Source organism: Streptomyces malaysiensis subsp. samsunensis (assembly GCF_024519315.1).
In the GTDB taxonomy this organism is placed as follows: Bacteria; Actinomycetota; Actinomycetes; order Streptomycetales; family Streptomycetaceae; genus Streptomyces; species Streptomyces malaysiensis.
Genome location: NZ_JANIIC010000014.1, coordinates 41,930 through 65,409 on the forward strand (window position 1 = coordinate 41,930; position 23,480 = coordinate 65,409).

The 23,480-nt window shown below is 71.2% G+C and carries 25 protein-coding genes, 1 pseudogene and 1 riboswitch; of the genes and pseudogenes, 1 reads left to right on the forward strand and 25 read right to left on the reverse strand.

Features of this window, described 5'->3' with window-relative positions:
* Positions 1-106: 106 nt before the first annotated feature.
* The 9 genes from NQU54_RS14380 to rpsB all read right to left on the reverse strand — a co-directional run bounded on the left by NQU54_RS14380 (position 107) and on the right by rpsB (position 9,937).
* On the reverse strand, positions 107-1,144 hold the full coding sequence (locus tag NQU54_RS14380) for an ABC transporter ATP-binding protein (RefSeq protein ID WP_257631411.1): 1,038 nt from the start codon (positions 1,142-1,144) through the stop codon (positions 107-109).
* Positions 1,145-2,758 carry an ABC transporter permease gene (locus tag NQU54_RS14385; RefSeq protein WP_257631486.1) on the reverse strand — a complete coding sequence of 538 codons (1,614 nt, stop codon included), beginning with the start codon at positions 2,756-2,758 and terminating at the stop codon, positions 1,145-1,147. It lies immediately after the preceding gene.
* Between the two features lie 104 nt (positions 2,759-2,862).
* The gene (locus tag NQU54_RS14390) at positions 2,863-3,936 is read right to left on the reverse strand and encodes a thiamine ABC transporter substrate-binding protein (protein WP_257631412.1); all 1,074 of its coding nucleotides are present in this window, start codon (positions 3,934-3,936) and stop codon (positions 2,863-2,865) included.
* A riboswitch (TPP riboswitch) is annotated at positions 3,932-4,036 on the reverse strand. (Overlaps the previous gene by 5 nt.)
* A 73-nt stretch (positions 4,037-4,109) precedes the next feature.
* The gene (rlmN, locus tag NQU54_RS14395; protein ID WP_257631413.1) at positions 4,110-5,216 is read right to left on the reverse strand and encodes a dual-specificity RNA methyltransferase RlmN; all 1,107 of its coding nucleotides are present in this window, start codon (positions 5,214-5,216) and stop codon (positions 4,110-4,112) included.
* 72 nt (positions 5,217-5,288) lie between these two features.
* Entirely contained in the window at positions 5,289-6,467 is a 1,179-nt protein-coding gene (locus NQU54_RS14400) for a phosphatidate cytidylyltransferase (RefSeq protein WP_257631414.1), read from the reverse strand.
* A complete protein-coding gene (gene frr / locus NQU54_RS14405) occupies positions 6,467-7,024 on the reverse strand; it encodes a ribosome recycling factor (RefSeq protein ID WP_030834259.1) in 558 nt (185 codons plus the stop codon). The genes NQU54_RS14400 and frr overlap by 1 nt, the downstream gene beginning before the upstream one ends.
* 104 nt (positions 7,025-7,128) lie before the next feature.
* Complete coding sequence (pyrH, locus tag NQU54_RS14410) at positions 7,129-7,911, reverse strand: UMP kinase (RefSeq protein ID WP_069866413.1); 783 nt, start codon at positions 7,909-7,911, stop codon at positions 7,129-7,131.
* A 155-nt stretch (positions 7,912-8,066) separates the two neighbouring features.
* Complete coding sequence (tsf, locus tag NQU54_RS14415; protein ID WP_069866415.1) at positions 8,067-8,903, reverse strand: translation elongation factor Ts; 837 nt, start codon at positions 8,901-8,903, stop codon at positions 8,067-8,069.
* A 110-nt stretch (positions 8,904-9,013) separates the two neighbouring features.
* Positions 9,014-9,937 (reverse strand): 30S ribosomal protein S2, encoded by a 924-nt coding sequence (gene rpsB, locus NQU54_RS14420; RefSeq protein ID WP_257631415.1) that lies wholly within the window; start codon positions 9,935-9,937, stop codon positions 9,014-9,016.
* Between the two features lie 388 nt (positions 9,938-10,325).
* Between rpsB and NQU54_RS14425 the strand changes: the two are divergent.
* Positions 10,326-10,853: pseudogene (locus NQU54_RS14425) on the forward strand (peptidoglycan DD-metalloendopeptidase family protein); the annotation flags it as partial.
* 47 nt (positions 10,854-10,900) lie between these two features.
* Here the strand turns inward: NQU54_RS14425 and NQU54_RS50080 are convergent.
* The 16 genes from NQU54_RS50080 to NQU54_RS14500 form a co-directional block, all read right to left on the reverse strand.
* Entirely contained in the window at positions 10,901-11,053 is a 153-nt protein-coding gene (locus NQU54_RS50080; protein ID WP_372505878.1) for a hypothetical protein, read from the reverse strand.
* Positions 11,054-11,252: 199 nt separating this feature from the next.
* A complete protein-coding gene (locus tag NQU54_RS14430) occupies positions 11,253-11,792 on the reverse strand; it encodes a TetR/AcrR family transcriptional regulator (protein WP_257631487.1) in 540 nt (179 codons plus the stop codon).
* Positions 11,793-11,885: 93 nt separating this feature from the next.
* Positions 11,886-12,719, reverse strand: a complete 834-nt coding sequence (gene whiG / locus NQU54_RS14435; protein WP_257631416.1) for an RNA polymerase sigma factor WhiG — start codon at positions 12,717-12,719, stop codon at positions 11,886-11,888.
* 129 nt (positions 12,720-12,848) lie between these two features.
* Entirely contained in the window at positions 12,849-14,261 is a 1,413-nt protein-coding gene (dprA, locus tag NQU54_RS14440; protein WP_257631417.1) for a DNA-processing protein DprA, read from the reverse strand.
* Positions 14,261-15,883, reverse strand: coding sequence for a YifB family Mg chelatase-like AAA ATPase (locus tag NQU54_RS14445; RefSeq protein ID WP_257631418.1), 1,623 nt, complete (start codon positions 15,881-15,883; stop codon positions 14,261-14,263). The genes dprA and NQU54_RS14445 overlap by 1 nt, the downstream gene beginning before the upstream one ends.
* Entirely contained in the window at positions 15,883-16,242 is a 360-nt protein-coding gene (locus NQU54_RS14450; protein WP_069866423.1) for a YraN family protein, read from the reverse strand. Before NQU54_RS14450 ends, NQU54_RS14445 begins: the two co-directional genes overlap by 1 nt.
* A gap of 114 nt (positions 16,243-16,356) precedes the next feature.
* Positions 16,357-16,665 (reverse strand): DUF2469 domain-containing protein, encoded by a 309-nt coding sequence (locus NQU54_RS14455; RefSeq protein ID WP_009714730.1) that lies wholly within the window; start codon positions 16,663-16,665, stop codon positions 16,357-16,359.
* A gap of 39 nt (positions 16,666-16,704) precedes the next feature.
* Complete coding sequence (locus tag NQU54_RS14460; protein ID WP_257631419.1) at positions 16,705-17,238, reverse strand: NUDIX hydrolase; 534 nt, start codon at positions 17,236-17,238, stop codon at positions 16,705-16,707.
* Positions 17,231-17,998 (reverse strand): signal peptidase I, encoded by a 768-nt coding sequence (lepB, locus tag NQU54_RS14465; protein ID WP_079259128.1) that lies wholly within the window; start codon positions 17,996-17,998, stop codon positions 17,231-17,233. The genes NQU54_RS14460 and lepB (NQU54_RS14465) overlap by 8 nt, the downstream gene beginning before the upstream one ends.
* 165 nt (positions 17,999-18,163) lie before the next feature.
* Positions 18,164-19,123: a signal peptidase I gene (gene lepB, locus NQU54_RS14470; RefSeq protein ID WP_372505879.1), complete on the reverse strand. Its 960-nt coding sequence runs from the start codon at positions 19,121-19,123 to the stop codon at positions 18,164-18,166.
* Positions 19,050-20,234 (reverse strand): signal peptidase I, encoded by a 1,185-nt coding sequence (gene lepB, locus NQU54_RS14475; protein WP_372505880.1) that lies wholly within the window; start codon positions 20,232-20,234, stop codon positions 19,050-19,052. Before lepB (NQU54_RS14475) ends, lepB (NQU54_RS14470) begins: the two co-directional genes overlap by 74 nt.
* Entirely contained in the window at positions 20,227-21,063 is an 837-nt protein-coding gene (lepB, locus tag NQU54_RS14480; RefSeq protein WP_257631421.1) for a signal peptidase I, read from the reverse strand. Before lepB (NQU54_RS14480) ends, lepB (NQU54_RS14475) begins: the two co-directional genes overlap by 8 nt.
* A gap of 83 nt (positions 21,064-21,146) precedes the next feature.
* Positions 21,147-21,497 (reverse strand): 50S ribosomal protein L19, encoded by a 351-nt coding sequence (gene rplS / locus NQU54_RS14485; RefSeq protein WP_014055193.1) that lies wholly within the window; start codon positions 21,495-21,497, stop codon positions 21,147-21,149.
* 132 nt (positions 21,498-21,629) lie between these two features.
* Positions 21,630-22,460 carry a tRNA (guanosine(37)-N1)-methyltransferase TrmD gene (gene trmD / locus NQU54_RS14490; protein ID WP_069866432.1) on the reverse strand — a complete coding sequence of 277 codons (831 nt, stop codon included), beginning with the start codon at positions 22,458-22,460 and terminating at the stop codon, positions 21,630-21,632.
* Positions 22,457-23,158, reverse strand: coding sequence for a ribosome maturation factor RimM (gene rimM / locus NQU54_RS14495; protein ID WP_257631422.1), 702 nt, complete (start codon positions 23,156-23,158; stop codon positions 22,457-22,459). Before rimM ends, trmD begins: the two co-directional genes overlap by 4 nt.
* An 81-nt stretch (positions 23,159-23,239) precedes the next feature.
* Complete coding sequence (locus NQU54_RS14500; protein ID WP_046087411.1) at positions 23,240-23,479, reverse strand: RNA-binding protein; 240 nt, start codon at positions 23,477-23,479, stop codon at positions 23,240-23,242.
* Between the last annotated feature and the right edge of the window lies 1 nt (position 23,480).

Genomic DNA, 23,480 nt, shown 5'->3' on the forward strand with positions numbered 1-23,480 from the left:
CGGCAGCAAAGGCTCTGACGTCAGGGATCGGGGTGCCGGAGACCCTGCGAACCCCATCGCCACAGCCCCGGCCGGGAACCCGGCCTCACGACCCCGAACCCCCACCTCAGAGCTCGGGGTCCAGCAGCACCACGTCGGCCGGGTCGAAGACCGCCCCGACCCGGGCGCCCGCCTCCGGGGCGTCCCGCAGGGCGCAGGACGCCTCCAGATGCGGCGCGGCCGGGTCCGACAGCCGCAGGATGAGCGCCACATGGTCGCCACGGAAGGTGCGCGCCGCCACGGTGCACTCCAGCCCCTTCTCTGGATCGGTCAGCCGTACCCCGGCCGGGCGGACCAACAGCCTTCGGGGGCCCGGCCGGGAGCCGGGCGGCACGGGGAGCTCGCCCCAGCAGGTGTCGGCGACCTCACCGTGGACGATCGCCTCGACCACATTGTCGAAGCCGAGGAAGCGGGCGACGAACTCGGTGGCGGGCCGCTGCCACACCTCCAGCGGGGTGCCGGTCTGGGCGATCCGGCCGTTCTCCATCACCACCACCCGGTCCGCGAGCGCGAACGCCTCGCCCTGGTCATGGGTGACCGCGAGCACGGTGGTCCCCAGGCGTTCGAAGAGCTCGCGGAGCTCCACCACCAGCCGCTCCCGCAGCCCCCGGTCGAGCTGGCCCAGCGGCTCGTCCAGCATCAGCAGCTTGGGCCGCGGGGCCAGCGCGCGGGCGAGCGCCACGCGCTGCTGCTCACCGCCGGAGAGCGAGTCGACGGGGCGGCGCTGGGCGCCCGGCAGCCCCACCAGCTCCAGCAGTTCGGCGACCCGGCGATCCGCCTCCGCGCGCCCCACCTTGCGCATCCGCAGCCCGAAGGCGACATTGCCGCCCACGTCCCGCTGCGGGAACAGCTGGTGGTCCTGGAACATCAGCCCCACACCGCGCCGATGTGTGGGCACCCCGCTCTGGTCGCGTCCGGCGAGCCACACCCGGCCGGTGTCGGCGCGCTGTAGCCCGGCCACCACGCGCAGCATGGTGGACTTGCCGCTTCCGCTCGGGCCCAGCACACAGACCGTCTCGTGTTCGGCGACCGCCAGCTCCACGGCGTCCAGCGCGTCGCGCCGACCGAACCTTACGGTCACCTCGTCCAGTCGCAGCAGCGTCATTCAGAACTCTCCGGAACGGTCGGTGCGGATGCGCTCGAGCGCCAGCAGCGATCCGGCGCAGACCAGCATCAGGATCGTGCTCAGGGCCATCGCCTGCCCGTAGGTGAGCTGTCCGGCCCGGCCCAGGAACCGGGCGATGGCCACCGGGAGGGTCGGATGGTCGGGGCGCGCGATGAAGACGGTCGCCCCGAACTCGCCCAGGGAGACGGCGAACGCGAAGCCCGCCGCGACCGCCACGGCCCGTCCGACCAGCGGCAGGTCCACCTCCCGCCAGACCCGCCACGGGGACGCCCCGAGCACGGCCGCCGCCTCCCGGAGCCGGTGGTCCACCGCCCGCAGCACCGGCAGCATGGTCCGTACGACGAAGGGCACGCCCACCAGGGCCTGGGCGAGCGGCACCAGAACCCAGGAGGCACGCAGGTCCAGCGGAGGCTCGTCCAGGGCGATCAGGAACCCGAATCCCACGGTGACGGCCGAGGTGCCCAGCGGCAGCATCAGCAGCGCGTCGAAGCCCCGTACCAGCCTGCCCGGCCTACGGGTGAGCGCGGCGGCGGCGAGACCGCCCACGACGAGGGCGAAGACGGTGGCGACCGCCGCGTACCAAAGGGAGTTCCCGACGGCCTCCAAGGGGGCCACGAAGAAGGTGCCTCCACTGTCGGCGGCCGACCGCAGCGCCTCGTAGTAGGTGAATCCGTAGCCGTCCGGTCCGTTCAGCGAGCGCTCCACCAGCACCGCGAGCGGTGTCACGATCAGCAGCGCGACCACCGCCAGCACGCCCCACAGCAGCGCCCACTGGGCCGGGCCCTTAGGGCGGCGCGCCGTGCGGCCGGGGTCGACGAGCCGCAGGGCGCTCTCGCGGCGCCTTACGGTCCACGCGTGCAGGGCCAGTACGGCCGCGACCGCGGCGAACTGAATGAGCGTGAGCACCGCGGCCGTAGGCAGGTCGAGCAGCTGCGCGGTCTCCCGGTAGATCGCCACCTCCAGCGTGGCGTAGCGGGGGCCGCCGAGGATCTGGATCACGCCGAAGGAGGTGAAGGTGAACAGAAACACCATCAGCGCGGCGGCGGCCACGGCGGGGGCCAGCGCGGGCAGCGTCACCCGGCGCCAGGCCGACAGGCGGCTCGCGCCGAGCACCCGCGCGGCCTCCTCCTGGCGCGGGTCGAGCTGGGCCCACAGCCCTCCGACTGTCCTTACGACGACCGCGTAGTTGAAGAAGACATGGGCCAGGAGGATCGCCCAGACGGAGGTGTCGAACCGCATCCCCCATAGCTCGTCCAGCACCCCGCCCCGGCCGAGCAGCGCCAGGAAGGCCGATCCGGCGACGACGGTCGGCAGCACGAACGGCACGGTCACCACGGCCCGCAGCAGTCCCTTGCCGGGGAAGTCGAAGCGCGCGAAGACATAGGCGCCGGGCAGCGCGACGGCAAGCGTCAAGGCGGTCGACGCGACCGCCTGCCAGCAGGTGAACCACAGGACGTCCAGTGTCGCCGGATCGGTCACCACCTCGCCGATCCGGCCGAACCGCCACTGCCCGCCGACGCGCAGTCCCCGGGTGACGATGGCGGCCACGGGATAGGCAAAGAAGACCGCGAAGAAGGCGAGCGGCACCGCCATCAGGGCGAGCCGGAGCGCGATCGCGCGACGGCCGCCGCCGTCTGCCTTACCGGCCGTACCGGCCTTACGGTGGCCGCCGGCCGCCTTACGGTTCTCGCGGGGCTCTACAGGACCAGCGAGGACCATGTCTTGACCCACGGCTCACGGTTCTTGGCGATCTTCTGCGGCGCCAGGGTGGCCGAGTCGGCGATCCTGACCCCGTATCGGCTGAACAGCTCCGGCAGCTTGGCGTCCTCGCGCACCGGGTTGACGTACATGTTCAGCGGGACGTCCTCCTGGAACCGCTTGCTCAGCAGGAAGTCCAGCAGCGCCTTGCCGCCCTTGGTGTTCCCCGCGCCGTTCAGCAGCCCGGCGAACTCCACCTGCCGGAAGCAGGTTCCGGTCGCCACCCCGGTGGGGGCCTGGCCGGGCTTGGTCTTGGCGTCGGCCACCTCGGCGGGCGGGCTCGAGGCATAGGAGACCACGAGCGGCCGGTCGCCCTTGCCGCCCCCTGCCGAGCCGGAGAAGCGGTCGTAGTACGCCTGCTCCCAGCCGTCGACCACCTCGACACCATTGGCCCGCAGCTTCTTCCAGTAGCCCTGCCAGCCGTCGTCGCCGTACTTCGCGGCCGTGGCGAGGAGGAAGCCGAGCCCGGGGGACGAGGTGGCCGCGTTCTCGGTGACGAGGAGGTTCTTGTAGGCGGGCTTGGTCAGATCGTCCAGTGTCCGGGGCGGTGTCAGCTTCTTGTCGGCGAAGTACTTACGGTCGTAATTGACGCAGATGTCGCCGAAGTCGACGGGGGTTACGCGGTGCTCGGCCCGGTCGAGCTGAAGGGCCGCCGGGACCTTGTCCAGACCCTTGGCCGTGTAGGGGCTGAACAGGTCGTTGTCGAGCGTGCGGGACAGCAGGGTGTTGTCGACGCCGAAGAACACATCGCCCTGGGGGTGGCCCTTGGAGAGGATCGCCTGGTTGACGGCGGCTCCGGCGTCGCCCCCGGCCTGCACCCGCACCTTGTAGCCGGTCTCCTTGGTGAACTCCTTGAGGACCGCCTTGGAGGCCGCGAACGAGTCGTGCGTGACCAGGGTGACCGTCTTGGAGTCCGAGCCGCTTTTGGTGTCCTCGCCGCAGCCGACGAGCGCGCTCAAGGCCAGTGAGCCGAGGACGGCGGCTGAGATGACACGCCGAAGCTGGCTGTTCATGATGATGCTGACTCCCTACGCCGGTATGACCCGGATCAGGTCCGAGGGTCTGCGGCCATGCCGCACTCTCAGCGCTCTGAGCGCTCCCCTGTCGGAATGTTCACTTATACGGATGTGCACTTTGCTGACGATCGCATGATGCGACGATGCTCAGGCACCGTATCAGCCGGTCCTCAGCGCTCAGAAGCCGCCAGCTGCCCGCAGGCCCCGTCGATCTCCTGGCCCCGGGTGTCGCGGACGGTCACCGACACCCCATGGGCCTCCAGGGCCGCCACGAACGCCTTCTCGTCCTCGGGCCGGGACGCTGTCCACTTGGAACCGGGCGTCGGGTTGAGCGGGATGAGGTTCACATGCACCCGGCGGCCCTTGAGCAGCCGGCCGAGCAGATCGGCGCGCCACGCCTGGTCGTTGATGTCCCTGATCAGCGCGTACTCGATGGAGACCCGGCGGCCGGACTTCTCCGCGTACTCCCACGCGGCGTCCAGGACTTCGCGCACCTTCCAGCGGGTGTTGACGGGCACGAGGGTGTCGCGCAGCTCGTCGTCGGGCGCGTGCAGCGACACCGCGAGCCGGCATTTGAACCCCTCGTCGGCGAACCGCAGCATCGCCGGGACGAGGCCCACGGTGGAGACGGTGATGCCGCGCTGCGACAGCCCGAGCCCGTCGGGCTCGGGGTCGGTGAGCCGGCGGATGGCGCCGACGACGCGGTTGTAGTTGGCCAGCGGCTCGCCCATGCCCATGAAGACGATGTTGGACAGCCGGGCCGGCCCACCGGGGATCTCACCGTCCCGGAGGGCCCGCATCCCGTCCACGATCTGGTGCACGATCTCGGCGGTGGACAGATTGCGGTCCAGCCCCGCCTGGCCGGTGGCGCAGAACGGGCAGTTCATCCCGCAGCCCGCCTGAGAGCTGATGCACATGGTGACCCGGTCCGGGTACCGCATCAGAACCGACTCCACGAGCGTGCCGTCGAAGAGCCGCCACAGAGTCTTGCGGGTGGTGTCGTCGTCACAGCTGATGTGCCGCACCACGCTCATCAGCTCCGGCAGCAGCCCGGCGGCCAGCTTCTCGCGCGCGGCGGCCGGGATGTCGCTCCACTGAGCCGGGTCGTCGACATAGCGCGCGAAGTAGTGGCGCGACACCTGCCCGGCCCGGAAGGGCTTCTCCCCGAGGGCGGCGACGGCCTCCCGGCGCTCGGCGGGCGTGAGGTCGGCGAGATGCCGCGGGGGCTTCTTGGCCCCACGCGGCGCGACGAAGGTGAGTTCTCCGGGCTTAGGCATGGTTCACCCAGTGTCGCAGACGTACGAAGGGCCCCGCGCCGGGAGTGGCGCGGGGCCCGTGGGCCGGGGGTGTCAGCCGCCGCCCACGAAGATCACCAGCAGGAGCCACACCACCGGCGCGGTGGGCAGCAGCGAGTCGAGCCGGTCCATGATGCCGCCATGGCCGGGCAGCAGCTTGCCCATGTCCTTGATGCCGAGGTCCCGCTTGATCATGGACTCGCCGAGGTCGCCCAGGGTCGCGCTGACCGCGGCTGCGAGGCCGAGCAGCAGGCCCTGCCACCAGACGCCGTCGTCGATGAGGTACTGCATGCACAAGGCGCCCGCGACCATCGCGAAGCTCACCGCGCCCAGCAGTCCCTCACGGGTCTTGCCTGGGCTGATGCGGGGTGCCAGCGGATGCTTGCCGAAGCGCCAGCCCACCGCGTACGCACCGGTGTCGCTGACCACGGTCAGCAGCAGGAAGGTCAGGACCCGCCACGGACCGTCCCCGGTGTCGAGCATGAGCGCCACGAAGGTGGCCAGAAACGGCACGTAGAACGCGGCGAAGACACCCGCCGTGACATCCCTGAGGTAGTTGTCGGGCGGTTCGGTCATCCGCCAGACCAGCACCGCGAGCGCCGTAAGGGCAACCGCCACCACCGCGCCCTGGGCGCCGCGCACATAGCCGGCGACGACCATGGCGACGCCGCCGACGGCGAGCGGGACCAGCGGGACCCGGATGTCCTTGCGCTCGGTGAGGCGCGAGGTCAGCTCCCAGAGCCCGACCACCACCGCGACCGCCACCACGCCGACGAATACGGGCTTGTAGATGAAGAGCGAGGCCACGATGATCACGCCGAGGCCGACGCCCACCCCTATCGCGGCGCGCAGATTCCGGCCCGCGCTCTTCTTCCCCTGCCCGGCACCGGCGCCGCGTGCGCCGCCGTCGGCGGAGGCCGGGTCGGGCGCGGGGTCGGGGGGCGTCGGCGGCCGCCCGGCGGGCGGCCGGGGTCCGGGCTGCGGCTCCCGCTCATCGCGGAAGAGGGGGCCGCTCAGCCGAGCGGCCCCCCGGTCACGGTCGGCGGCCTCGCCGGAGTCGCCGCCTGCGTGAGGCACGGTGGGCATGGGGCGAGTCTGCGCCGCCTCACCCACCTCGTGCGCGGGACCCGCCGAAGAAGTGGGCACCTCCCAGCCATAGCCGGGGGAGGTGCCCTGACCGCCCGGTCCCCGGAGTCCGGCGCTCGGTGGGACCCCCCAGGAAGAGTCGTTCATCAGACCTCGAGCAGCTCGGCTTCCTTGTGCTTGAGCAGCTCATCCACCTGCGCGACATACTTCGCCGTGGTGTCGTCGAGCTCCTTCTCCGCGCGGCGCCCCTCGTCCTCGCCGACCTCGCCGTCCTTGATCAGCTTGTCGATGGACTCCTTGGCCTTGCGGCGGACGCTGCGGATCGAGATCTTCGCGTCCTCGCCCTTGCCCTTGGCGACCTTGATGAACTCCTTACGGCGCTGCTCCGTGAGCTCGGGGAACACCACCCGGATGATGTTGCCGTCATTGCTCGGGTTGACGCCCAGGTCGGAGTCCCGGATCGCCTGCTCGATGTTGCGGAGCGCGGTCTTGTCGAACGGCGTGACCACGGCCATCCGCGGCTCCGGCACCGAGAACGACGCCAGCTGATTGATCGGCGTCAGCGCACCGTAGTAGTCCGCCACGATCTTGTTGAACATCGCCGGGTGCGCACGCCCGGTGCGGATCGCGGCGAAGTCCTCCTTGGCGACCACAACGGCTTTCTCCATCTTCTCCTCGGCCTCGAGGAGGATCTCTTCGATCACCACTTGCTCCTGGTGTTATCAGTAAGCAGAGCCTCGCCCCTGCGTGCGTCTTCTCCTGCACGGTGTCCGACCGGCAGGCCGTTGTCCATCCCCCGTTCGAGCCGTCAGGCCCGGGAGCCCTGGTCGCTCACAAGCGTGCCGATCTTCTCACCCTTCACCGCACGCGCGATATTTCCTTCGGCCAGGAGCTCGAAGACGAGGATGGGCAGCTTGTTGTCCCGGCAGAGGGTGATCGCGGTGGCGTCGGCGACCTTGAGGTCCCGGGTGATCACCTCGCCGTACTCCAGGGCGTCGAACTTGACCGCGTCGGGGTTGCGGGCGGGGTCGGAGTCATAGACCCCGTCCACGCCGTTCTTGCCCATGAGCAGGGCCTGCGCGTCGATCTCCAGCGCCCGCTGGGCCGCGGTGGTGTCCGTGGAAAAGTACGGCATACCCATACCCGCCCCGAAGATGACCACACGCCCCTTCTCGAGATGGCGCACCGCACGCAACGGAATGTATGGCTCCGCGACCTGGCCCATGGTGATGGCGGTCTGGACGCGGGAGTCGATGCCCTCCTTCTCCAGGAAGTCCTGGAGGGCGAGGCAGTTCATGACGGTTCCGAGCATGCCCATGTAGTCCGAGCGGGCCCGGTCCATACCGCGCTGCTGAAGCTCCGCCCCGCGGAAGAAGTTACCGCCGCCGATCACGATGGCGATCTCGGCGCCGTCCCTGACCACGGCGGCGACCTCGCGGGCGATGGCGTGGACGACATCGGGGTCGACGCCGAGCCCCCCACCTCCGGCGAACGCCTCGCCGGACAGCTTCAGCAGGAAGCGACCGTGTTTGGCCGCGCCGTGCGCCTTCTTGTCATCGGCGGCCTGTTTGACGTCCGCGCCGTGATTCATTGGAGATCTCCTCGTGCACATACGAAGAAGGCCACTGCCGGACGGGTCCTGTTACGACCTCTGCGGCAATGGCCTCCTCGTCACATCTGCGGCCGACCGGTCGACGGTTGGCTGCCTACGACCCTATCGGGGTCGCCGGTTATTCGCTGCTAGGCTCAGACGCCGACGCGGAAACGGGCGAAGCGCTTGAGCGAGACACCGGCCTCGTCGAGGACCTTCTGGACGGACTTCTTGTTGTCCTTGGCGAACGGCTGGTCCACCAGGACGTTCTCCTTGAAGAAGCCGGTGACGCGACCCTCGATGATCTTCGGCAGGGCACCCTCGGGCTTGCCCTCCTCGCGAGCGGTGGCCTCGGCGACCCGGCGCTCGTTCTCGACCGTCTCGGCCGGGATCTCGTCACGGGTGAGGAACTTCGGGGCGAAGGCGGCGATGTGCTGCGCGACGTCCTTGGCGACCGTGGCGTCTTCCTTGTCCAGCTCGACCAGGACGCCGACCTGCGGCGGCAGGTCCGGGCTGGTGCGGTGCATGTACGCCGCGACGTAGCCACCGGAGAACTGCGCGAAGCGGTCCAGGACGATCTTCTCGCCGAGGGTCGCGTTGGCCTCGTCGACGAACGCCTGAACGGTCTTGCCCGCCTCGATCTCGGAGGACAGCAGGGCCTCCAGATCGGCCGGGGAGGTCTTGGCGACGTGGGCGGCGATGGCGTCGGCGAGCACCACGAACTTGTCGCCCTTGGCAACGAAGTCGGTCTCGCACTTCAGCTCGACCAGCACGCCGGAGGACTTGTCGTCCGCGATGAGGGAGACGACGGCACCGTTCTCGGCGCTGCGGCCCTCACGCTTGGCCACACCCTTCTGGCCCTTGACGCGCAGGATCTCGACGGCCTTGTCGACGCTGCCCTCGGCCTCGTCCAGCGCCTTCTTGCAGTCCATCATGCCGGCGCCGGTCAGCTCACGGAGCTTCTTGACGTCAGCGGCGGTGAAGTTCGCCATGATCTGTGAATCTCTTCTCGAAAGTCGAAAGCTCTACGGGTGAACGACGGGGGCGGCGCCACTGGCACCGTCCCCCGCCGTCATACACCGTCTGAGTGACGTCTTAGTGGTCAGCCCTGCTCGGTGCCCGCGGCGGGGGCCTCGGCAGGCTTGGCGTCCTCGGCGGGCTTGTCCGCGACGGCCTCGGCGGACTTGGCGTCCTCGGCAGGCTTGTCGGCGGCGGCCTCGGCCGGCTTGGCCTCGGCCTCGTCGGCCTTCTTCTCGCCCTCGAGCAGGTCGCGCTCCCACTCGGCGAGCGGCTCGCCCGCGGCCTTGTCGGCCTTCTCGTCACCGGTGGCGACGCCGGAACGGGCGATCAGGCCCTCGGCGACGGCGTCGGCGATCACCCGGGTGAGCAGGGTGACGGAGCGGATCGCGTCATCGTTGCCGGGGATCTTGTAGTCGACCTCGTCCGGGTCGCAGTTGGTGTCGAGGATCGCGACGACCGGGATCCGGAGCTTGCGCGCCTCACCGACGGCGATGTGCTCCTTCTTGGTGTCCACGATCCAGACGGCGCTCGGCACCTTCTGCATCTCGCGGATACCGCCGAGGGTCTTCTCCAGCTTGGCCTTCTCGCGGGAGAGGACCAGGAGCTCCTTCTTGGTGAGGCCGGAGGCGGCCACATCCTCGAAGTCGATCTGCTCGAGCTCCTTCAGGCGCTGGAGGCGCTTGTAGACGGTCGAGAAGTTGGTGAGCATGCCGCCCAGCCAGCGCTGGTTGACGTACGGCATGCCGACGCGGGTCGCCTGCTCGGCGATGGCCTCCTGCGCCTGCTTCTTCGTGCCGACGAACATGATGGAGCCGCCGTGGGCGACGGTCTCCTTGACGAACTCGTAGGCGCGGTCGATGTACGACAGCGACTGGAGCAGGTCGATGATGTAGATGCCGTTGCGCTCGGTGAAGATGAAGCGCTTCATCTTCGGGTTCCAGCGGCGGGTCTGGTGCCCGAAGTGGACGCCGCTCTCCAGCAGCTCCCGCATCGTGACGACGGCCATGGCCGTACTCCTTGAAGTGCTCGGTTCCACGGCGGCCGGGCGGCCGCCGCTCCTGACGTCCCGGCGCGCCTGCCACGGACGGAGGCCCTTGCGGGAGGTCGTCCGAGGACCGAGGGGCGCGGCCACCGAGCTGACCGATGCGCGATCGGAGCGCCGGTGGCGGGGCGTGCGAAGTCGATCCGGTGACCCGGATCGCCATAAGAAGTGTACGGGACCGGTACGGTGCCGGGTGACGGCGTTATCCACAACCGGTGAGTAGTCCACCGATTCCGTCCATGATCCACCCGTTTCAGGCCGCCGGGCCACCGTGGAGTTCATGCGAAGGCTTGTGGTGGGGTGGGCGCTTGCCCTGGTGATTCTGGCGCCGTCGGTGCTGATGGCGTCCTCGATGCCGAGGGTGTCGGCGGCGCTGCCGGTGTCGGCGGCGCGGACAGCGACTCTTCCGGCGGTACCTCTTCCGGCGGCGCGGGCCGCGGCGGCGGGTTCGGGCGCGGTGGGTCCGGGCGCGGCGCGGGAACCGGGGCCGGGGGCACGCGCACCGGCTCCGGGGCCGGAGACAAGGCCGAGAGGGGAACGGTCGAGGCCGGACGGGGAGCGATCATGGCCGGTCGACGGCGCGCCGGGCGCGGTGCGGCCGGCCGTGCTGAGGGGCTGGCAGCCGCCTCCGGCGCCCTGGGCGGCGGGGCATCGCGGGGTCGACCTCGCGGCGCGCCCGGGCGAGCGGGTCCGGGCGGCGGCCGCGGGACGGGTGAGCTTCGTGGGCCCGGTCGCGGGCCGTGGGGTGCTGGTGATCGAGTTGTCCGGGACCGGCTCGCCTCCACTGCGCACCACCTACGAACCGGTGCGCGCCACGGTGGGCAAGGGGGAGCGGGTGGCGGCCGGGCAGGTGGTCGGCGTGGTGGCACCGAGCCCCTTCCACTGCCCGCCGGGCTGTCTGCACTGGGGGCTGCGGCGCGCCGACCACTACGTCGATCCCCTGTCGCTGCTGCCGCCGTCGATGCTGCGGGGCGGGCCGTCCCGGCTGCTTCCGGTGTTCGCGGTGCGCGACGCGCCCATGATCTCCGCGCTCGCCTCCCCCGCCGGGGACACCCGTCTGCCGACGGCTGCTGCGCTCATGGCGGTGTCCCTCTGGGCCCGGATCCGTCTGGGGCGCCCGAGTGCGTCCAGGCTGCGGCGCCCGCGGCCTGGATGCATTCGGATCCGTTCGCGCCGCGGCGCCCCGCGCACCCGGAGTCGTCCGGGCCACGCCCCGCGCGCCCCAGGGGCCCCGCACGCTCAGTGGGGCGGGTGGGGCGGTGGAGAGGACCGGCGGGGGTCAGCCCTGGACACCGCGCAGGGCCATGGCGACGGCCGCATCGGTGATCCGCTCGGGGTCCTCGGCCGCGCCGAGCTCGATACGCCGGACCGCCGCGTCCACGACGCCCTGGAGCAGCACGGCCGAGAGCCGGGGCTGCTCATGCCCGAGGGCCGCGAGGGCCTCGACCACCATGGCGATCAGCCCACCATGGGCGGCCCGGATCTTCTCCCGCGCGCCCGCGTCCAGCTCACCGGCGGAGATCGCCACCACCGCACGGTGCCGTCGGTCGCCGACGAGCGCCAGCTGCCGACGGACATACGCCTCGACCTTCGCCTCCGGCCCGTCGGCCCGCTCCATGGCGGCCTCGACCTCGGCGGCCCAGACCGGGAAGTCGACGGCGCACAGTTCCTCGACCACGGCGGCGCGGGAGCGGAAATACTCATAGACGGAGGACCGTGCCAGTCCCGTGTGCTCGGCGAGGGCGGGGAAGGTCAGCGCCTCCGTACCGCCCTGGGACAGCAGGGTGCGGGCGGCCTCCAGAAGGGCCGCGCGCTGCATCGTCCGGTGCTCGGCCACTGAGGCCGCTCGAATCCTGGGCACGCGAACACTCTACGGAAAAGGGCACCCGGAGGGCGATGCCGAAGGGACGATTCAGCGTCCGACGTCGGCGAGTTTCGCCCGCAGCTGGAGTACCGATTTGGTGTGGATCTGGCTGACCCGGCTCTCGGTGACACCGAGCACCTGGCCGATCTCGGCGAGCGTGAGCCCCTCGTAGTAGTAGAGCGTGACCACGGTCTTCTCCCGCTCCGGGAGAGTGTTGATCGCTCGGGCGAGCAGCCGCCGCAGCTCCCGGTCCTCGGCCACCTCGACCGGGTTGTCGGCGGCGGTGTCCTCGAGGGTGTCCATGAGGCTGAGCCGGTCGCCGCCCTCGCCGCCGACGTGCAGCAGCTCCTCCAGCGCGACCACATTGGCGAGCGACAACTGGCTGAAAACGCCGTGCAGTTCCTCGAGGCTGATGCTCATCTCGGCGGCCACCTCGGCCTCCGAGGGGGTGCGGCGCAGCTGAGCCTCCAGCGTGGCGTACGCCCGCTCCACGGCCCGGGCCTTCTGACGGACCGACCGCGGGATCCAGTCCAGCGCCCGCAGCTCGTCGATCATCGCCCCGCGGATCCGGGTGATGGCGTAGGTCTCGAACTTGATGGCGCGCTCGGGGTCGAACTTCTCGATGGCGTCGATGAGTCCGAAAACCCCGGAGGAGACGAAGTCCGCCTGCTCGACGTTGGAGGGCAGCCCGACGCTGACCCTGCCGGCCACATATTTCACCAGCGGTGAGTAGTGCAGGATCAGCTGCTCCCGCAGCCGACCGTCGCCCGTGGTCTTGTACGACCGCCACAGCTCGTCGAGCGATGAGGGCGCGGCGGGGTGCACCGCGCCGCGGACCGCGGGCGGCGCCGCGCTGTCAGACCCGGAGATGTGCTGGGGCATTCGTCGCCTTGAGCCGTTCTGCCATGACATGGGTGAGGACGTACGCTTCCGCCGGAAACCTTGTGAGCGTAGCGTGACTACGGCGTCGCGGTATGCGAAGGGCGTCGGCTCGGCGGTGTGCGGATACGGTCATCGCCTCAACCCTTTCACCCGATTGCCCCGATTCGGGGGATCGCCTCGCCGTACGCCGCCGCTCGGGCGCCCGGGACGGACCAACTCCCATCGATCGCCATGTCGTTCGACAAAGCCCAGGGCGAGCAGTTCATGGAGCCGGCCCAGGGCCTCGTCACAGCCGGTCCCGGAGTCCCGGGCCACATCCCGCAGGTCGTTACCGCCTCGTGCCGACAACGCTTCCAGCACCCGCGCCGTCACGGGATCGAGCAGGTCCCGCTCGACCAGCGGCCCCCGCCGCTCCGGGGCGAGGTCCCCGATACCGCCGACGAGCTCGGCCACTTCGGCGGCGTCGGAGACCAGGACGGCCTCGCCGCGCAGCAGTTCATGCACCCCGGCGGAGAGCCCGCTGGTCACCGGCCCCGGCACCCCCATGGTGGACCGCCCGAGCTGTTGTGCCCGGCGCGCGGTGACCAGTGATCCGCTGCGGTACTGGGCCTCGACCACGACCGTGCCGCGGGTGAGGGCGGCGATGACCCGGTTGCGGAGCACGAATCTGGCGCGTGTCGGATGGGCTCCGGGCGGCAACTCGGCCAGCACCAGGCCCTGTTCCCCGATGCGCTCGATCAACTCGGCATGCCCGCGCGGATAGGGGACATCCACACCGGAGGCGAGCACCGCGATGGTGGCCCCGCCCGCGGCGAGCGCCCCTCGGTGAGCCGCGCCGTCCACGCCGTGGGCCGCGCCGGAGACGACCACCCAGCCCCGCTCGGCGAGTCCGGTACCGAGGGCCGCCGCGACATGCGCGCCGTAGTCGCTGCAAGCCCGTGCGCCCACCACGGCGACCGAGCGCAGCGCCCACATCCGCAGCCCGGCCGGGCCGCGCACCCATAACCCCACCGGGCGAGCGTCGCCGAGATCGTCGAGCTGACCTGGCCAGTCCAGATCCCCGGGGCAGATGAAGCGCCCTCCGCACCGGGCGATCAGCGCAAGGTCGGCGACCGGGTCCACTCCGGCCGCCCGGAGGGCGCATCCGGCCAGCCGGTCCCCGGTGGCTCCGGGCGGGGGCTTGCCCTTCCCGGTGAGCGCCCGCCACAGCGCCACCGGGCCCATGCGGCGCAGCCAGCGCCCCACCCCCTCGTCCCCGGGCTCCACGAGCCGAGTGAGCGCCGCCCGCGCCAGACGCTCCTCATCCGGAACGCCCCGCCCCTCGGGGAGCCGCTGACCGTCGTCCGCGACGCCCTGCCCCTCCGGGTGTCCCTGGCCCTCATCCGCGACGCCCCGCCGCTCTGGGAGCCCCTGCCGCTCGTCCGGGGTCCCCCACCCCTCCGGGAGCCCCTGACCCTCGTCCGCGACGCCGTCCCTCTGCCAGAGGTCGGAGAACAGGGCGGGGACGGTGCCACGGTCGCCGCCCGCCGCAGGAGTGGACATCAGTGCTCCCCCGCCGCGACGGGCACCCCGCGGCTGATCCCGGTGCGCAGTTGCAGCGCCTGGGCGATGTCCGGCGCCATGGGCCGGTCGTGCCCGGCAAGGTCGGCGACGGTCCAGGCGACCCTCAGCACCCGGTCGAGCCCCCGGGCGGTGAGCAGCCCGCGCTCCATATCGCGCTCGGCCTCGCGCAGCGCACCGGGGACCGGCTGCCAGCGGGTGCGCAGCTCATGGCCCGGCACCTCGCTGTTCAGCCGCCAGGGCGTGTCCAGGAGGCGGGCGGCGGACCGCTCACGGGCCTCCTGGACCCGGGCCGCGACGGACTCGCTGCTCTCCGCCCCGGCATGCCCTCCCGTGAGCTCGGTCCGGCTCACCGCCTCGACACGGACCCGCAGGTCCACCCGGTCCAGCAGCGGTCCTGACAGCCGTGACTGATAGCGGCGGACCGTGGCGGGCGAGCATTCGCAGACGTCGCCCAGCAGCCCATGGCGCCCACAGGGACAGGGGTTGGCCGCGAGCATCAGCAGGAAGCGCGCCGGCATCCGCATCATCCCGGCGGAGCGGGCCACCACCACATGCCCCGACTCCAGGGGCTGCCGCAGGGCGTCCAGCGCCTTCCCGCTGAACTCGGGAGCCTCGTCCAAAAAGAGCACTCCGCGGTGGGCCAGCGAGACCGCGCCGGGTCTGGGCAGGCCGTTTCCCCCGCCGACCAGCGCGGCCATGGTCGCCGAGTGATGCGGGGCGCAGTACGGCGGGGTCTGCACCAGCGGCTGCCCCGGCGGGAGGACACCGGCGACCGAATGGACCGCGGTGACCTCCAGGGCCTCCTGCTGGGTGAGCGGCGGCAGCAGCCCCGGCAGCCGCTCGGCCAGCATGGTCTTCCCGGCGCCCGGAGGCCCGCTGAGGAAGAGATGGTGCCCGCCCGCGGCCGCGACCTCCAGCGCGGTGCGCGCGGCCCGCTGCCCGGCGACGTCGGCCAGATCGGGCCGCCCCGCCCCCGCCCCGGGCACCGCGGCGACGACGGTGCCCATACCGGCGCCGGGCACGGTGAGCCCCGCGAGCATCGGATCGGGGCGGCCCAGCTCCTGGGGCTCCTCCTCCGCGGGCACCGGCGCGTCCGTCAGCACCGCGATCAGCTGGCGCAGGCTCCGCACGCCCAGCACCGAGACGCCCGGCACCAGGGCCGCCTCGGCCGCCGTCTGCTCGGGGACCACGACCTGGCGGTAGCCCGCCTCGGAGGCGGCGAGCACGGCGGGCAGCACCCCACGGACCGGCCGCACCCGGCCGTCCAGGCCCAGCTCCCCGATCATCATCAGGTCGGCGATCTGGCGCGGGTCCACCCGCTCGGCCGCGCCGAGCACCGCACAGGCCACGGCCAGGTCGAAGCCGCTGCCGCCCTTGGGAACGGAGGCCGGGCTGAGGCCGACGGTGAGCTTTCTCTGCGGCCACTCGCCGCCGGAGTTGACCACTGCCGCGCGAACCCGGTCCCGGCTCTCCACCAGGCTCTTGTCGGGCAGTCCGACGAGTGTGAAGGCGGCCACTCCCGGCTCCAGATCGGCCTGGACCTCCACCACGACGCCCTCGACCCCGACCAGCGCCACCGAGCAGGTGCGGGCGAACCCCATCAGGCCACCCCTCGCACATGCTCGACCACGGGCGCGCCCCGGCGGGGCAGCACGACCGCCACCACGTCGATGCGCACCCCGCCCGGCGGCGGGCCGCCGTGCCGCTCCAGCCAGCGCTCCGCCAGCCGCCGCAGCCGCTCGGTCTTATCCGGCCGGACGGCCGCCATCGGGTGCTCGTAGCCACCCTCGCGGCGCGTCTTGACCTCGCACATCACCAGGGCCCCGGCGTCGAGCGCGACGATGTCGACCTCGCCCTCCCGGCACCGCCAATTGCGCTCCAGGACGGTCATCCCGGCTTCCGCAAGCGTGCGGACCGCCACGTCCTCGCCGTAGCGGCCCAGCGCTCCTCGGGCGTTCATTCGGCACCACCTCCGGCACCGACTGTGACGCCCCCGCGCCCCGCTCAGGGATCTTGGAGCATTTCTGTGGACGGCCGCCCGGCTGTGGACAACTCAGTCACCCGGAAGGGGGAGTCAACCGCCGGGAAGGTCGAGGTCGCTCTTGTTCAGCTCCTCGATATTCACGTCCTTGAACGTGAGAACCCGTACCTGCTTCACGAAACGGGCCGGGCGATACATGTCCCAGACCCAGGCGTCGGCCATCGACACCTCGAAAAAGACCTCACCCTGGACCGAGTGCACCTGCATCTCGTAGTCGTTGGTGAGATAGAAGCGGCGCTCGGTCTCGATCACATATTTGAACAGACCGACGACATCGCGGTACTCCCGGTAGAGCTTCAGCTCCATCTCGGTCTCGTACTTCTCGAGGTCCTCGGCGCTCATGGCATGTTCCCCTTCAGCCGTGCGTCCCCCCATTGTGCGTCAGACGCGCTCAGTCTCCAGGATCACCGGTGCACTCGGGGGTCCCTCGACGAGCAGCGTACGCAACAGTTCCGCCAGCCGTGACGGGTACACCGGCTCGGTGGCCGCAGCCAGATCGTCCGCCGTCCACCACCGCAGCCCGGCCACGCTCCGCCGCTCCAGCTCCGTCAGCCCGCCGCCGGGGCGTGCCGGGGTCTGCCGGGTACGGCACAGGTAGTACCACTCGTCCTGGTCCCAGCGCCGCCCGGCGAACGGGAAGGAGCAGATCCGCCGCCACAGCAGCGGGCCGAGCCGCACATCGGTGATCCCGGTCTCCTCCGCGAGCTCCCTGAGAGCGGCCTCCTCGCGGCTCTCCTCGCCCTCCAGACCGCCTCCCGGGGTGAACCACCACGTGGACGACGGATCGTCCGGTTCGAAGCCGTGCAGCAGCAGGATCCGGTCCTGCGGATCCAGCAGCACCACCCGTGCGACCTTCCGCAGCCGCCGCTCGGCCCCGTCGGTCCGCTCGGCTGCGCCGGCCCCCTCATCAGCCACTCGCGGCCACCTTCCCCTTCGCCGTCTGGCCCTGCCGCGCGCCGCCCGCCCTGCGCCGGACGTACGGCCCGTGGGCCGCGCCCCCCAGGATCAGCACGGCGCCGACAATGATCGCTATCAGTATCGGCCCCAGCGGCCCAGGCTCCGAGATCCCGCCCGGCAGCGCCTTGAAGGCATCGGGCCGCCCCACCGTGCCCCAGGACCCCAGCGGCCAGGCGGTGGCGTCCACCCGGGCGTCCACCGCGCCCCGCTCCACGGCGCCGCCCGCCTCGTCGGTGAGATGCACCCGTGAGTCGAGGGAGTCGCTGCGGTGGTCGCCCAGCAGGAACAGCCGGTCCTTGGGCACGGTGGTGGAGAAGACGGTGGAGGACGCCTGCTCCCCCTTGCGCAGATACGGTTCATCGAGGACCTTGCCGTTCACCCGCAGCCGGCCCTGCTTGTCACAGCACTCGACCCGGTCGCCGCCGACCCCGATGACCCGCTTCACCATGGGCAGGTCGCCCCACACGTTGTCGCGGAAGACCACCACATCGCCGCGGCGCACCTCGCCGCCGTCGATCCGCTGCGCCAGCACCCGGTCGCCCTTGCCGATCGTCGGCGCCATGGAGTCGGTGGGGACGGTGTACGGCTTGTAGAGCACCGCGCCCCAGACGAAACCTCCGAGGAACAGCACACACCCGACGGCCACCGCCAGCCCGGACAGCACGCTGCCCGGCGTACGCCGCGGCGTGCCGCCCCCCACCCCTTGGGCTCCGCTCATTCCAGTGCTCCCGCCGTACGCAACAGACGTAGAAGATCAGGTTCCGTGTGCCCTGGGACACACGGAACCGCACCTTACCCGGCGGTACGGGCCCCGTCAGCAGTCGGCGGTCAACCGCTCCGTCCGGCCCTGGGCTCCCAATCGGCCCTGAACTCCGGACCGGCCCTAGGCTCCGGTCCTGGCCTCGGCTCCGGTCCTGGCCTCGGCCTCCTCCCGGACCTTGGCGATCAGCCTGCGGCGGCGCCACAGCACGATCGGCACCGCGCCCGCGAGCCCCACGGCCGAGGGGGCCATCGCGGCGGCCGCGCTCAGACCCGGCTGGTCGAAGGTGCTCGGCACCGACAGGGTGGACCAGCGGTCGATGGGCCAGGCGACGACGATCGCACGCCCGACGACATCGCCAACCGAGACCGTGCCGTCGTGCAGATTCTGGTGGTAGCGGGAGTCCAGCGAGTCCTGGCGGTGGTCGCCCATCACCCAGATCCGGCCCTCGGGCACCTTGATCGGGCCGAACGGCTTCTCGTCACAGGGAGTGTTCCCGGGGAAGATGTACGGCTCGTCCAGCGGCTTGCCGTTGACCACGACCTTGCCGCCGCGCTCGCAGGAGACGGTGTCCCCGCCGACCGCGATGACCCGCTTGATCAGGTCCTTCTCCTCCGCCGACGGCATCAGTCCGATGAAGCTGAGCGCCTTCTGGATGCCCTCGGCGATCGGGCCGGAGCTCTTCGTCTGGGTCTCGCCGAGCCAGCCGCCCGGATCGTGGAAGACGACCACCTCGCCGCGCTCCGGCTCGGAGCCGAACCACGGGGTGAGCTTGTCCACCAGCACCCGGTCGCCCCGCTGGAGGGTGTTCTGCATCGAGTCGGAGGGGATCGAGAACGCCTGCACCAGGAAGGTCTTGATCAGCAGCGCCAGGGCCAGCGCGATGATGACCAGGATCGGCAGCTCCTTCCAGAAGGAACGCACCTTCTTGGCCTTGGCGGCCTTCCCGGAGCCGTCCGGCCGCCCGGAGCCCGGCCGCGCCGGTTCCTCGTCGCCGGACCCGGGCGGATCAGCCGCGCCGGGCCCGTCCGGAGGGCCGGAGGGTTCCTGCCCGCCATCGGCTCCGTGCGGGCGCGGCGCCATGGGCGGGGCCTTGTCCGTGGGTGCACCGGCTTCGGGCGCCTCGTCCGCCCCGTCCGTGGGAGGCTCCCCCCTCGTCCCGGGCTGCCTCTCGGGCTCTTCGTGACCGGATCGTGCGCCGACCGCCAAATCCCCCACATCCACTCCTCACGCCTGACTGCCGCCTGCCCCACGAACGGCGCAGGATCACCACTCCCATAACGAGCGGGAGTTCCGCAGGGGTCGGGAGCTGGACCATCGCTTGCTGATCTACGGAGGACAGCCTATGCGCCGAGCCCTCGGCCTGCGTTGCCCCGCTCGGCGCGTCCTTCACGGAGGCGTAGGTGCCCGGCTCCTCGAGCCGCCGCATGTGCCCGAACGGCCACGCGATCACCACGGCGCGGCCGACCACCATGTTGTCCGGCACCGTGCCCTGGTAGGGCTCGTCGAGATGGACGCGTGAGTCCGCCGAATTGGACCGGTGATCGCCCATCACGAACATCCGCCCCTGGGGGACGGTCACCTTGAACTGCCTCTGTGACGGCGGGTTGCCGGGGTGCAGATACGGTTCGTTCAGCGGCGTCCCGTTGACGGTGACCTTGCCGTTCGCATCACAGCACGCCACCGTGTCGCCGCCCACCGCGACCACCCGCTTGATCAGGTCCTGCTCGTCGGAGGACGGCAGCAGGCCGATGAAGGTCAGGAACTCCTTGCCCTGCTTGATGACCGGCGGGTCGTCCTTGGGAGGCTTCCGCTCGTCGTCCAGCCAGCCCCCTGGGTCCTTGAACACCACCACATCGCCGCGCTCCGGCTTCGAGCCGAACCACGGGGTGAACTTGTCCACCAGCACCCGGTCGCCGATCCGGATGGTCTGCTCCATCGAACCGGACGGAATGACGAACGCCTGCACCAGGAAGGTCTTCAGGACGAGCGCGATCACCAGCGCCACGCCCACCAGTATCGGTATCTCCTTGACGGCCGAACGGCGCCGCCTGCGCTTGATACGGCGCTGGATCCTGCGCCGCTCCGCACGCCCGCCGACCCGGCGCTCGCCCGGCGCACGCGAGGGGTCCACACCGGCGGGCGGGCCCCCCGCCTGACGCGCCCTGGTACGGGGCCGCCCGCGCTTACCCATGGGCACCACCGGAGGCCGCGGACGGTATGCCGCCGGGCGCCGCGGGCACATCGGCGAAGGTGTCCGTCCGGGGCACGGCGGACCAGCGGCCGAACGGCCAGCCGATCCATTCGGCGCGGCCGATCACCTTGTCGACGGGGACGGTGCCGCCGCCCGGTGCGCCCAGATAGTCGCGCGAGTCCCGGGAGGCGTCGCGGTGGTCGCCCATCACCCACAGCCGTCCCTCGGGCACGACGGTGTCGAAGCGCACCCGCGATGGCCTGTCTCCGGGGCGCAGATAGCCCTCGTCCACCGGCTGACCGTTCACCTCGATCCTCCCCCGCTTGTCGCAGCAGGTGACCCGGTCACCACCAATGCCCACCACGCGCTTGACGTAGTCGGACTCGGCCGGTTCGGCCAGCCCGACCGCCGCGGCCGCCTTGCGCAGCAGACCCGTCACCGGATTCCCGGACGGCTCCTCCTCGCCGAAGGAACCGGCTCCGTCGAACACGACAACGTCGCCGCGGCGCGGATCGTCCCCGAAACGGTAGGCGAGCTTGTTCACAAGAACCCGGTCCCCGGGGCGGAGGGTGTTCTCCATCGAACCGCTGGGGATCAGGAACGGCTGCATCACAAAGCCGCTCACCAGCAGCACGACCGCGGCACAGGCCGCCGCGAGCAGCGCCGCCCGCCGCCATCGCCCGCCCCCGGTCAGCCATTCCGGCAGCCACCGGGCGGACGGGGGTTCCCCGGCCCGCGCGGGAGCATGCGAAGAGCGCGACCGCTCCCCGTGCTCCTTCTCGGAGCCCGGGGAGCGGTCGCGCTCCGCGAGCTGTCCTTCGGTGTTCATCGGGCCAGAGCCTATCCGGCCCGGCCGGATGATCCGGCGGTAGCTCAGTAGTCGCGCAAAATCGCCGCGATACAGCCGCGAACTCAGTTGTCGCGCTTCTCCTTGATCTTGGCGGCCTTGCCGCGGAGGTCGCGCAGGTAGTACAGCTTCGCCCGGCGCACATCACCGCGGGTGACGACCTCGATCTTCTCGACGATCGGGGTGTGCACCGGGAAGGTGCGCTCCACGCCGACGCTGAAGCTGACCTTGCGGACGGTGAAGGTCTCACGGACGCCGGAGCCCTGGCGGCGGATGACGACGCCCTTGAACTGCTGGACACGGGAGCGGTTGCCCTCGATGACGCGGACGTGGACGTTGACCGTGTCGCCGGGGCGGAAGGTCGGAATGTCGCTGCGCAGCGACGCGGAGTCGACGGTGTCGAGCAGGTGAGACATGATCGTCTGCTTTCTTCGCCGATGCCACAGGTCATCAGCGGAATATCGGATGATGATTCGGAGTGCCGCCCTCATCGGGTGGGCGTCGGTCCCCCTGTGGCAGGGGCGCACACCCGGACGTACGGCAGCGGCCTATTCTTCCACGGCCCGGTCCGGCCGCCCAAATCGGGCCCCACCGGTCCCGGGCAGCTCTTCCCAGCCCAGCTCGGTGAGGAGGGCGCGGTCGTGCTTGTCGAGCGTCGCCGGATCGCAGCGCTCGATCAGATCGGGTCGGTTCTCGCTGGTACGGCGGAACGCCTCGTCCCGGCGCCAGCGGGCGACCCTGCCGTGGTGGCCGCTGATCAGCACCTCCGGGATGGGGCGGCCGCGCCACTCGGGGGGCTTGGTGTAGACGGGCCCCTCCAGGAGATCGGCCATCGCGCCGGGGGCGAAGGAGTCGTCGCGATGCGACTCGGCATTGCCCAGCACGCCCGGCAGCAGCCGGGCCACCGCCTCGGTGATCACCAGCACCGCGGCCTCGCCGCCGGCCAGCACATAGTCACCGATCGAGACCTCGTGGACCTCGAGCCGCTCGCCGTACTCCTCGATCACCCGGCGGTCGATGCCCTCGTAGCGGGCGGGCGCGAAGACCAGCCAGGGGCGCTCGGCGAGCTCCACGGCGAGGGCCTGGGTGAACGGACGGCCGCTCGGGGTCGGCACGATCAGCGTGGGCTTGACCAGCCCCTCGGCCTCGCCCGACTCCATGATCGAGTCAAGCGCCTCGCCCCACGGCTCGGGCTTCATGACCATGCCGGGGCCGCCGCCGTACGGAGTGTCGTCGACCGTGTTGTGCCGGTCGTGCGTCCAGGCGCGCAGATCGTGGATCCGCACGTCGAGTTGGCCTCGGGCGCGCGCCTTGCCGACCAGCGAGACGTTCAGCGGCTCCAGGTACTCGGGGAAGATCGTGACGACGTCGAGCCTCATGACGACTCACCCTCACGGCCGCCCGCGGTGTCGCCCTTGCGAACGCCACCGGTGTCGCCCTTGCGAACGCCGTCGGTGTCGTCCTTACGGTTGCCCTCGGAACGGTTGCCCGCGGCGTCGTCCTTACGGTTGCCCTCGGAACGGTTGCCCGCGGACTCGTCCTTACGGTTGCCCGCGATCTCCGCCTCGGCCTCGTCGAGCAGGCCCGGCGGCGGGTCGATCACGGCGCGCTGCGCCTCCAGATCGATCTCCGGCACGACCCCGGAGACGAACGGGATCATCACCTCGTCCCCGCCGGGGCGCTTCACGATCAGCAGGTCCTGGTACGGCAGATGGGAGATCTCGGAGATCCTCCCGACCTCCCTGCCGTCCACGGTGACCACATCGAGGTCGATCAGCTGATGGTCGTAGAACTCCTCGGGGTCCTCGGGGAACTCCTCGGGGTCGACCTCCGCGATCAGCAGGATGTTGCGCAGCGCCTCCGCGGCGTTGCGGTCGCGTACGCCGTCGAAGCGCAGCAGCAGCCGGCCGCTGTGCACCCGGCCGGTCTCGATGGTCAGCGGCCCGGCCGAGGCGGGCTCGGTGGCCAGCACGGCCCCCGGGGCGAGCCGCAGCTCCGGCTCGTCCGTCCGGACCTCGACGGTGACCTCGCCCTTGATGCCATGGGCACGGCCGATCCGCGCGACAACCAACTGCACGATGCGATGTCCCTTCACGCACACGGGCCGGGGACGGCCCAAAGCCCTCCCCGGCCCGTGCCGGTGCTCTTCTTGTTCGCCTCAGTGGACCTGATCGACGTCGACGAGGTCGACGCGGATCCCACGGCCGCCGATGGCGCCCACGACGGTGCGCAGGGCGCGTGCGGTGCGGCCGTTGCGGCCGATCACCTTGCCGAGGTCATCGGGGTGCACCCGGACCTCCAGCACCCGCCCGCGCCGCAGGTTGCGCGAGGCCACCTGCACCTCGTCGGGGTTGTCGACAATGCCCTTCACCAGGTGCTCGAGGGCCTCCTCGAGCATC

Excerpts from the sequence above, each read along its gene's own strand:
- NQU54_RS14430 (WP_257631487.1), bottom strand. The coding sequence starts at position 11,792 with ATGCAGCGCGCGGCCCTTCTGGAGGCCGCCCGCACCCTGCTGTCCCAG.
- NQU54_RS14450 (WP_069866423.1), bottom strand. The coding sequence starts at position 16,242 with ATGAACGCCCGAGGAGCGCTGGGCCGCTACGGCGAGGACGTGGCGGTC.
- NQU54_RS14445 (WP_257631418.1), bottom strand. The coding sequence starts at position 15,883 with ATGGGGTTCGCCCGCACCTGCTCGGTGGCGCTGGTCGGGGTCGAGGGC.
- NQU54_RS14380 (WP_257631411.1), bottom strand. The coding sequence starts at position 1,144 with ATGACGCTGCTGCGACTGGACGAGGTGACCGTAAGGTTCGGTCGGCGC.
- tsf (WP_069866415.1), bottom strand. The coding sequence starts at position 8,903 with ATGGCGAACTTCACCGCCGCTGACGTCAAGAAGCTCCGTGAGCTGACC.
- rplS (WP_014055193.1), bottom strand. The coding sequence starts at position 21,497 with ATGTCTCACCTGCTCGACACCGTCGACTCCGCGTCGCTGCGCAGCGAC.
- NQU54_RS14455 (WP_009714730.1), bottom strand. The coding sequence starts at position 16,665 with ATGAGCGCCGAGGACCTCGAGAAGTACGAGACCGAGATGGAGCTGAAG.
- NQU54_RS14385 (WP_257631486.1), bottom strand. The coding sequence starts at position 2,758 with ATGGCGGTGCCGCTCGCCTTCTTCGCGGTCTTCTTTGCCTATCCCGTG.
- NQU54_RS50080 (WP_372505878.1), bottom strand. The coding sequence starts at position 11,053 with ATGAGCGCAGCAGCCGTCGGCAGACGGGTGTCCCCGGCGGGGGAGGCG.
- pyrH (WP_069866413.1), bottom strand. The coding sequence starts at position 7,911 with ATGAATCACGGCGCGGACGTCAAACAGGCCGCCGATGACAAGAAGGCG.
- rpsB (WP_257631415.1), bottom strand. The coding sequence starts at position 9,937 with ATGGCCGTCGTCACGATGCGGGAGCTGCTGGAGAGCGGCGTCCACTTC.
- NQU54_RS14400 (WP_257631414.1), bottom strand. The coding sequence starts at position 6,467 with ATGAACGACTCTTCCTGGGGGGTCCCACCGAGCGCCGGACTCCGGGGA.
- rlmN (WP_257631413.1), bottom strand. The coding sequence starts at position 5,216 with ATGCCTAAGCCCGGAGAACTCACCTTCGTCGCGCCGCGTGGGGCCAAG.
- lepB (WP_079259128.1), bottom strand. The coding sequence starts at position 17,998 with ATGAGCGGAGCCCAAGGGGTGGGGGGCGGCACGCCGCGGCGTACGCCG.
- whiG (WP_257631416.1), bottom strand. The coding sequence starts at position 12,719 with ATGCCCCAGCACATCTCCGGGTCTGACAGCGCGGCGCCGCCCGCGGTC.
- trmD (WP_069866432.1), bottom strand. The coding sequence starts at position 22,460 with ATGAGGCTCGACGTCGTCACGATCTTCCCCGAGTACCTGGAGCCGCTG.
- lepB (WP_372505879.1), bottom strand. The coding sequence starts at position 19,123 with ATGGCGCCGCGCCCGCACGGAGCCGATGGCGGGCAGGAACCCTCCGGC.
- lepB (WP_257631421.1), bottom strand. The coding sequence starts at position 21,063 with ATGAACACCGAAGGACAGCTCGCGGAGCGCGACCGCTCCCCGGGCTCC.
- NQU54_RS14390 (WP_257631412.1), bottom strand. The coding sequence starts at position 3,936 with ATGAACAGCCAGCTTCGGCGTGTCATCTCAGCCGCCGTCCTCGGCTCA.
- NQU54_RS14500 (WP_046087411.1), bottom strand. The coding sequence starts at position 23,479 with ATGCTCGAGGAGGCCCTCGAGCACCTGGTGAAGGGCATTGTCGACAAC.
- lepB (WP_372505880.1), bottom strand. The coding sequence starts at position 20,234 with ATGGGTAAGCGCGGGCGGCCCCGTACCAGGGCGCGTCAGGCGGGGGGC.
- dprA (WP_257631417.1), bottom strand. The coding sequence starts at position 14,261 with ATGTCCACTCCTGCGGCGGGCGGCGACCGTGGCACCGTCCCCGCCCTG.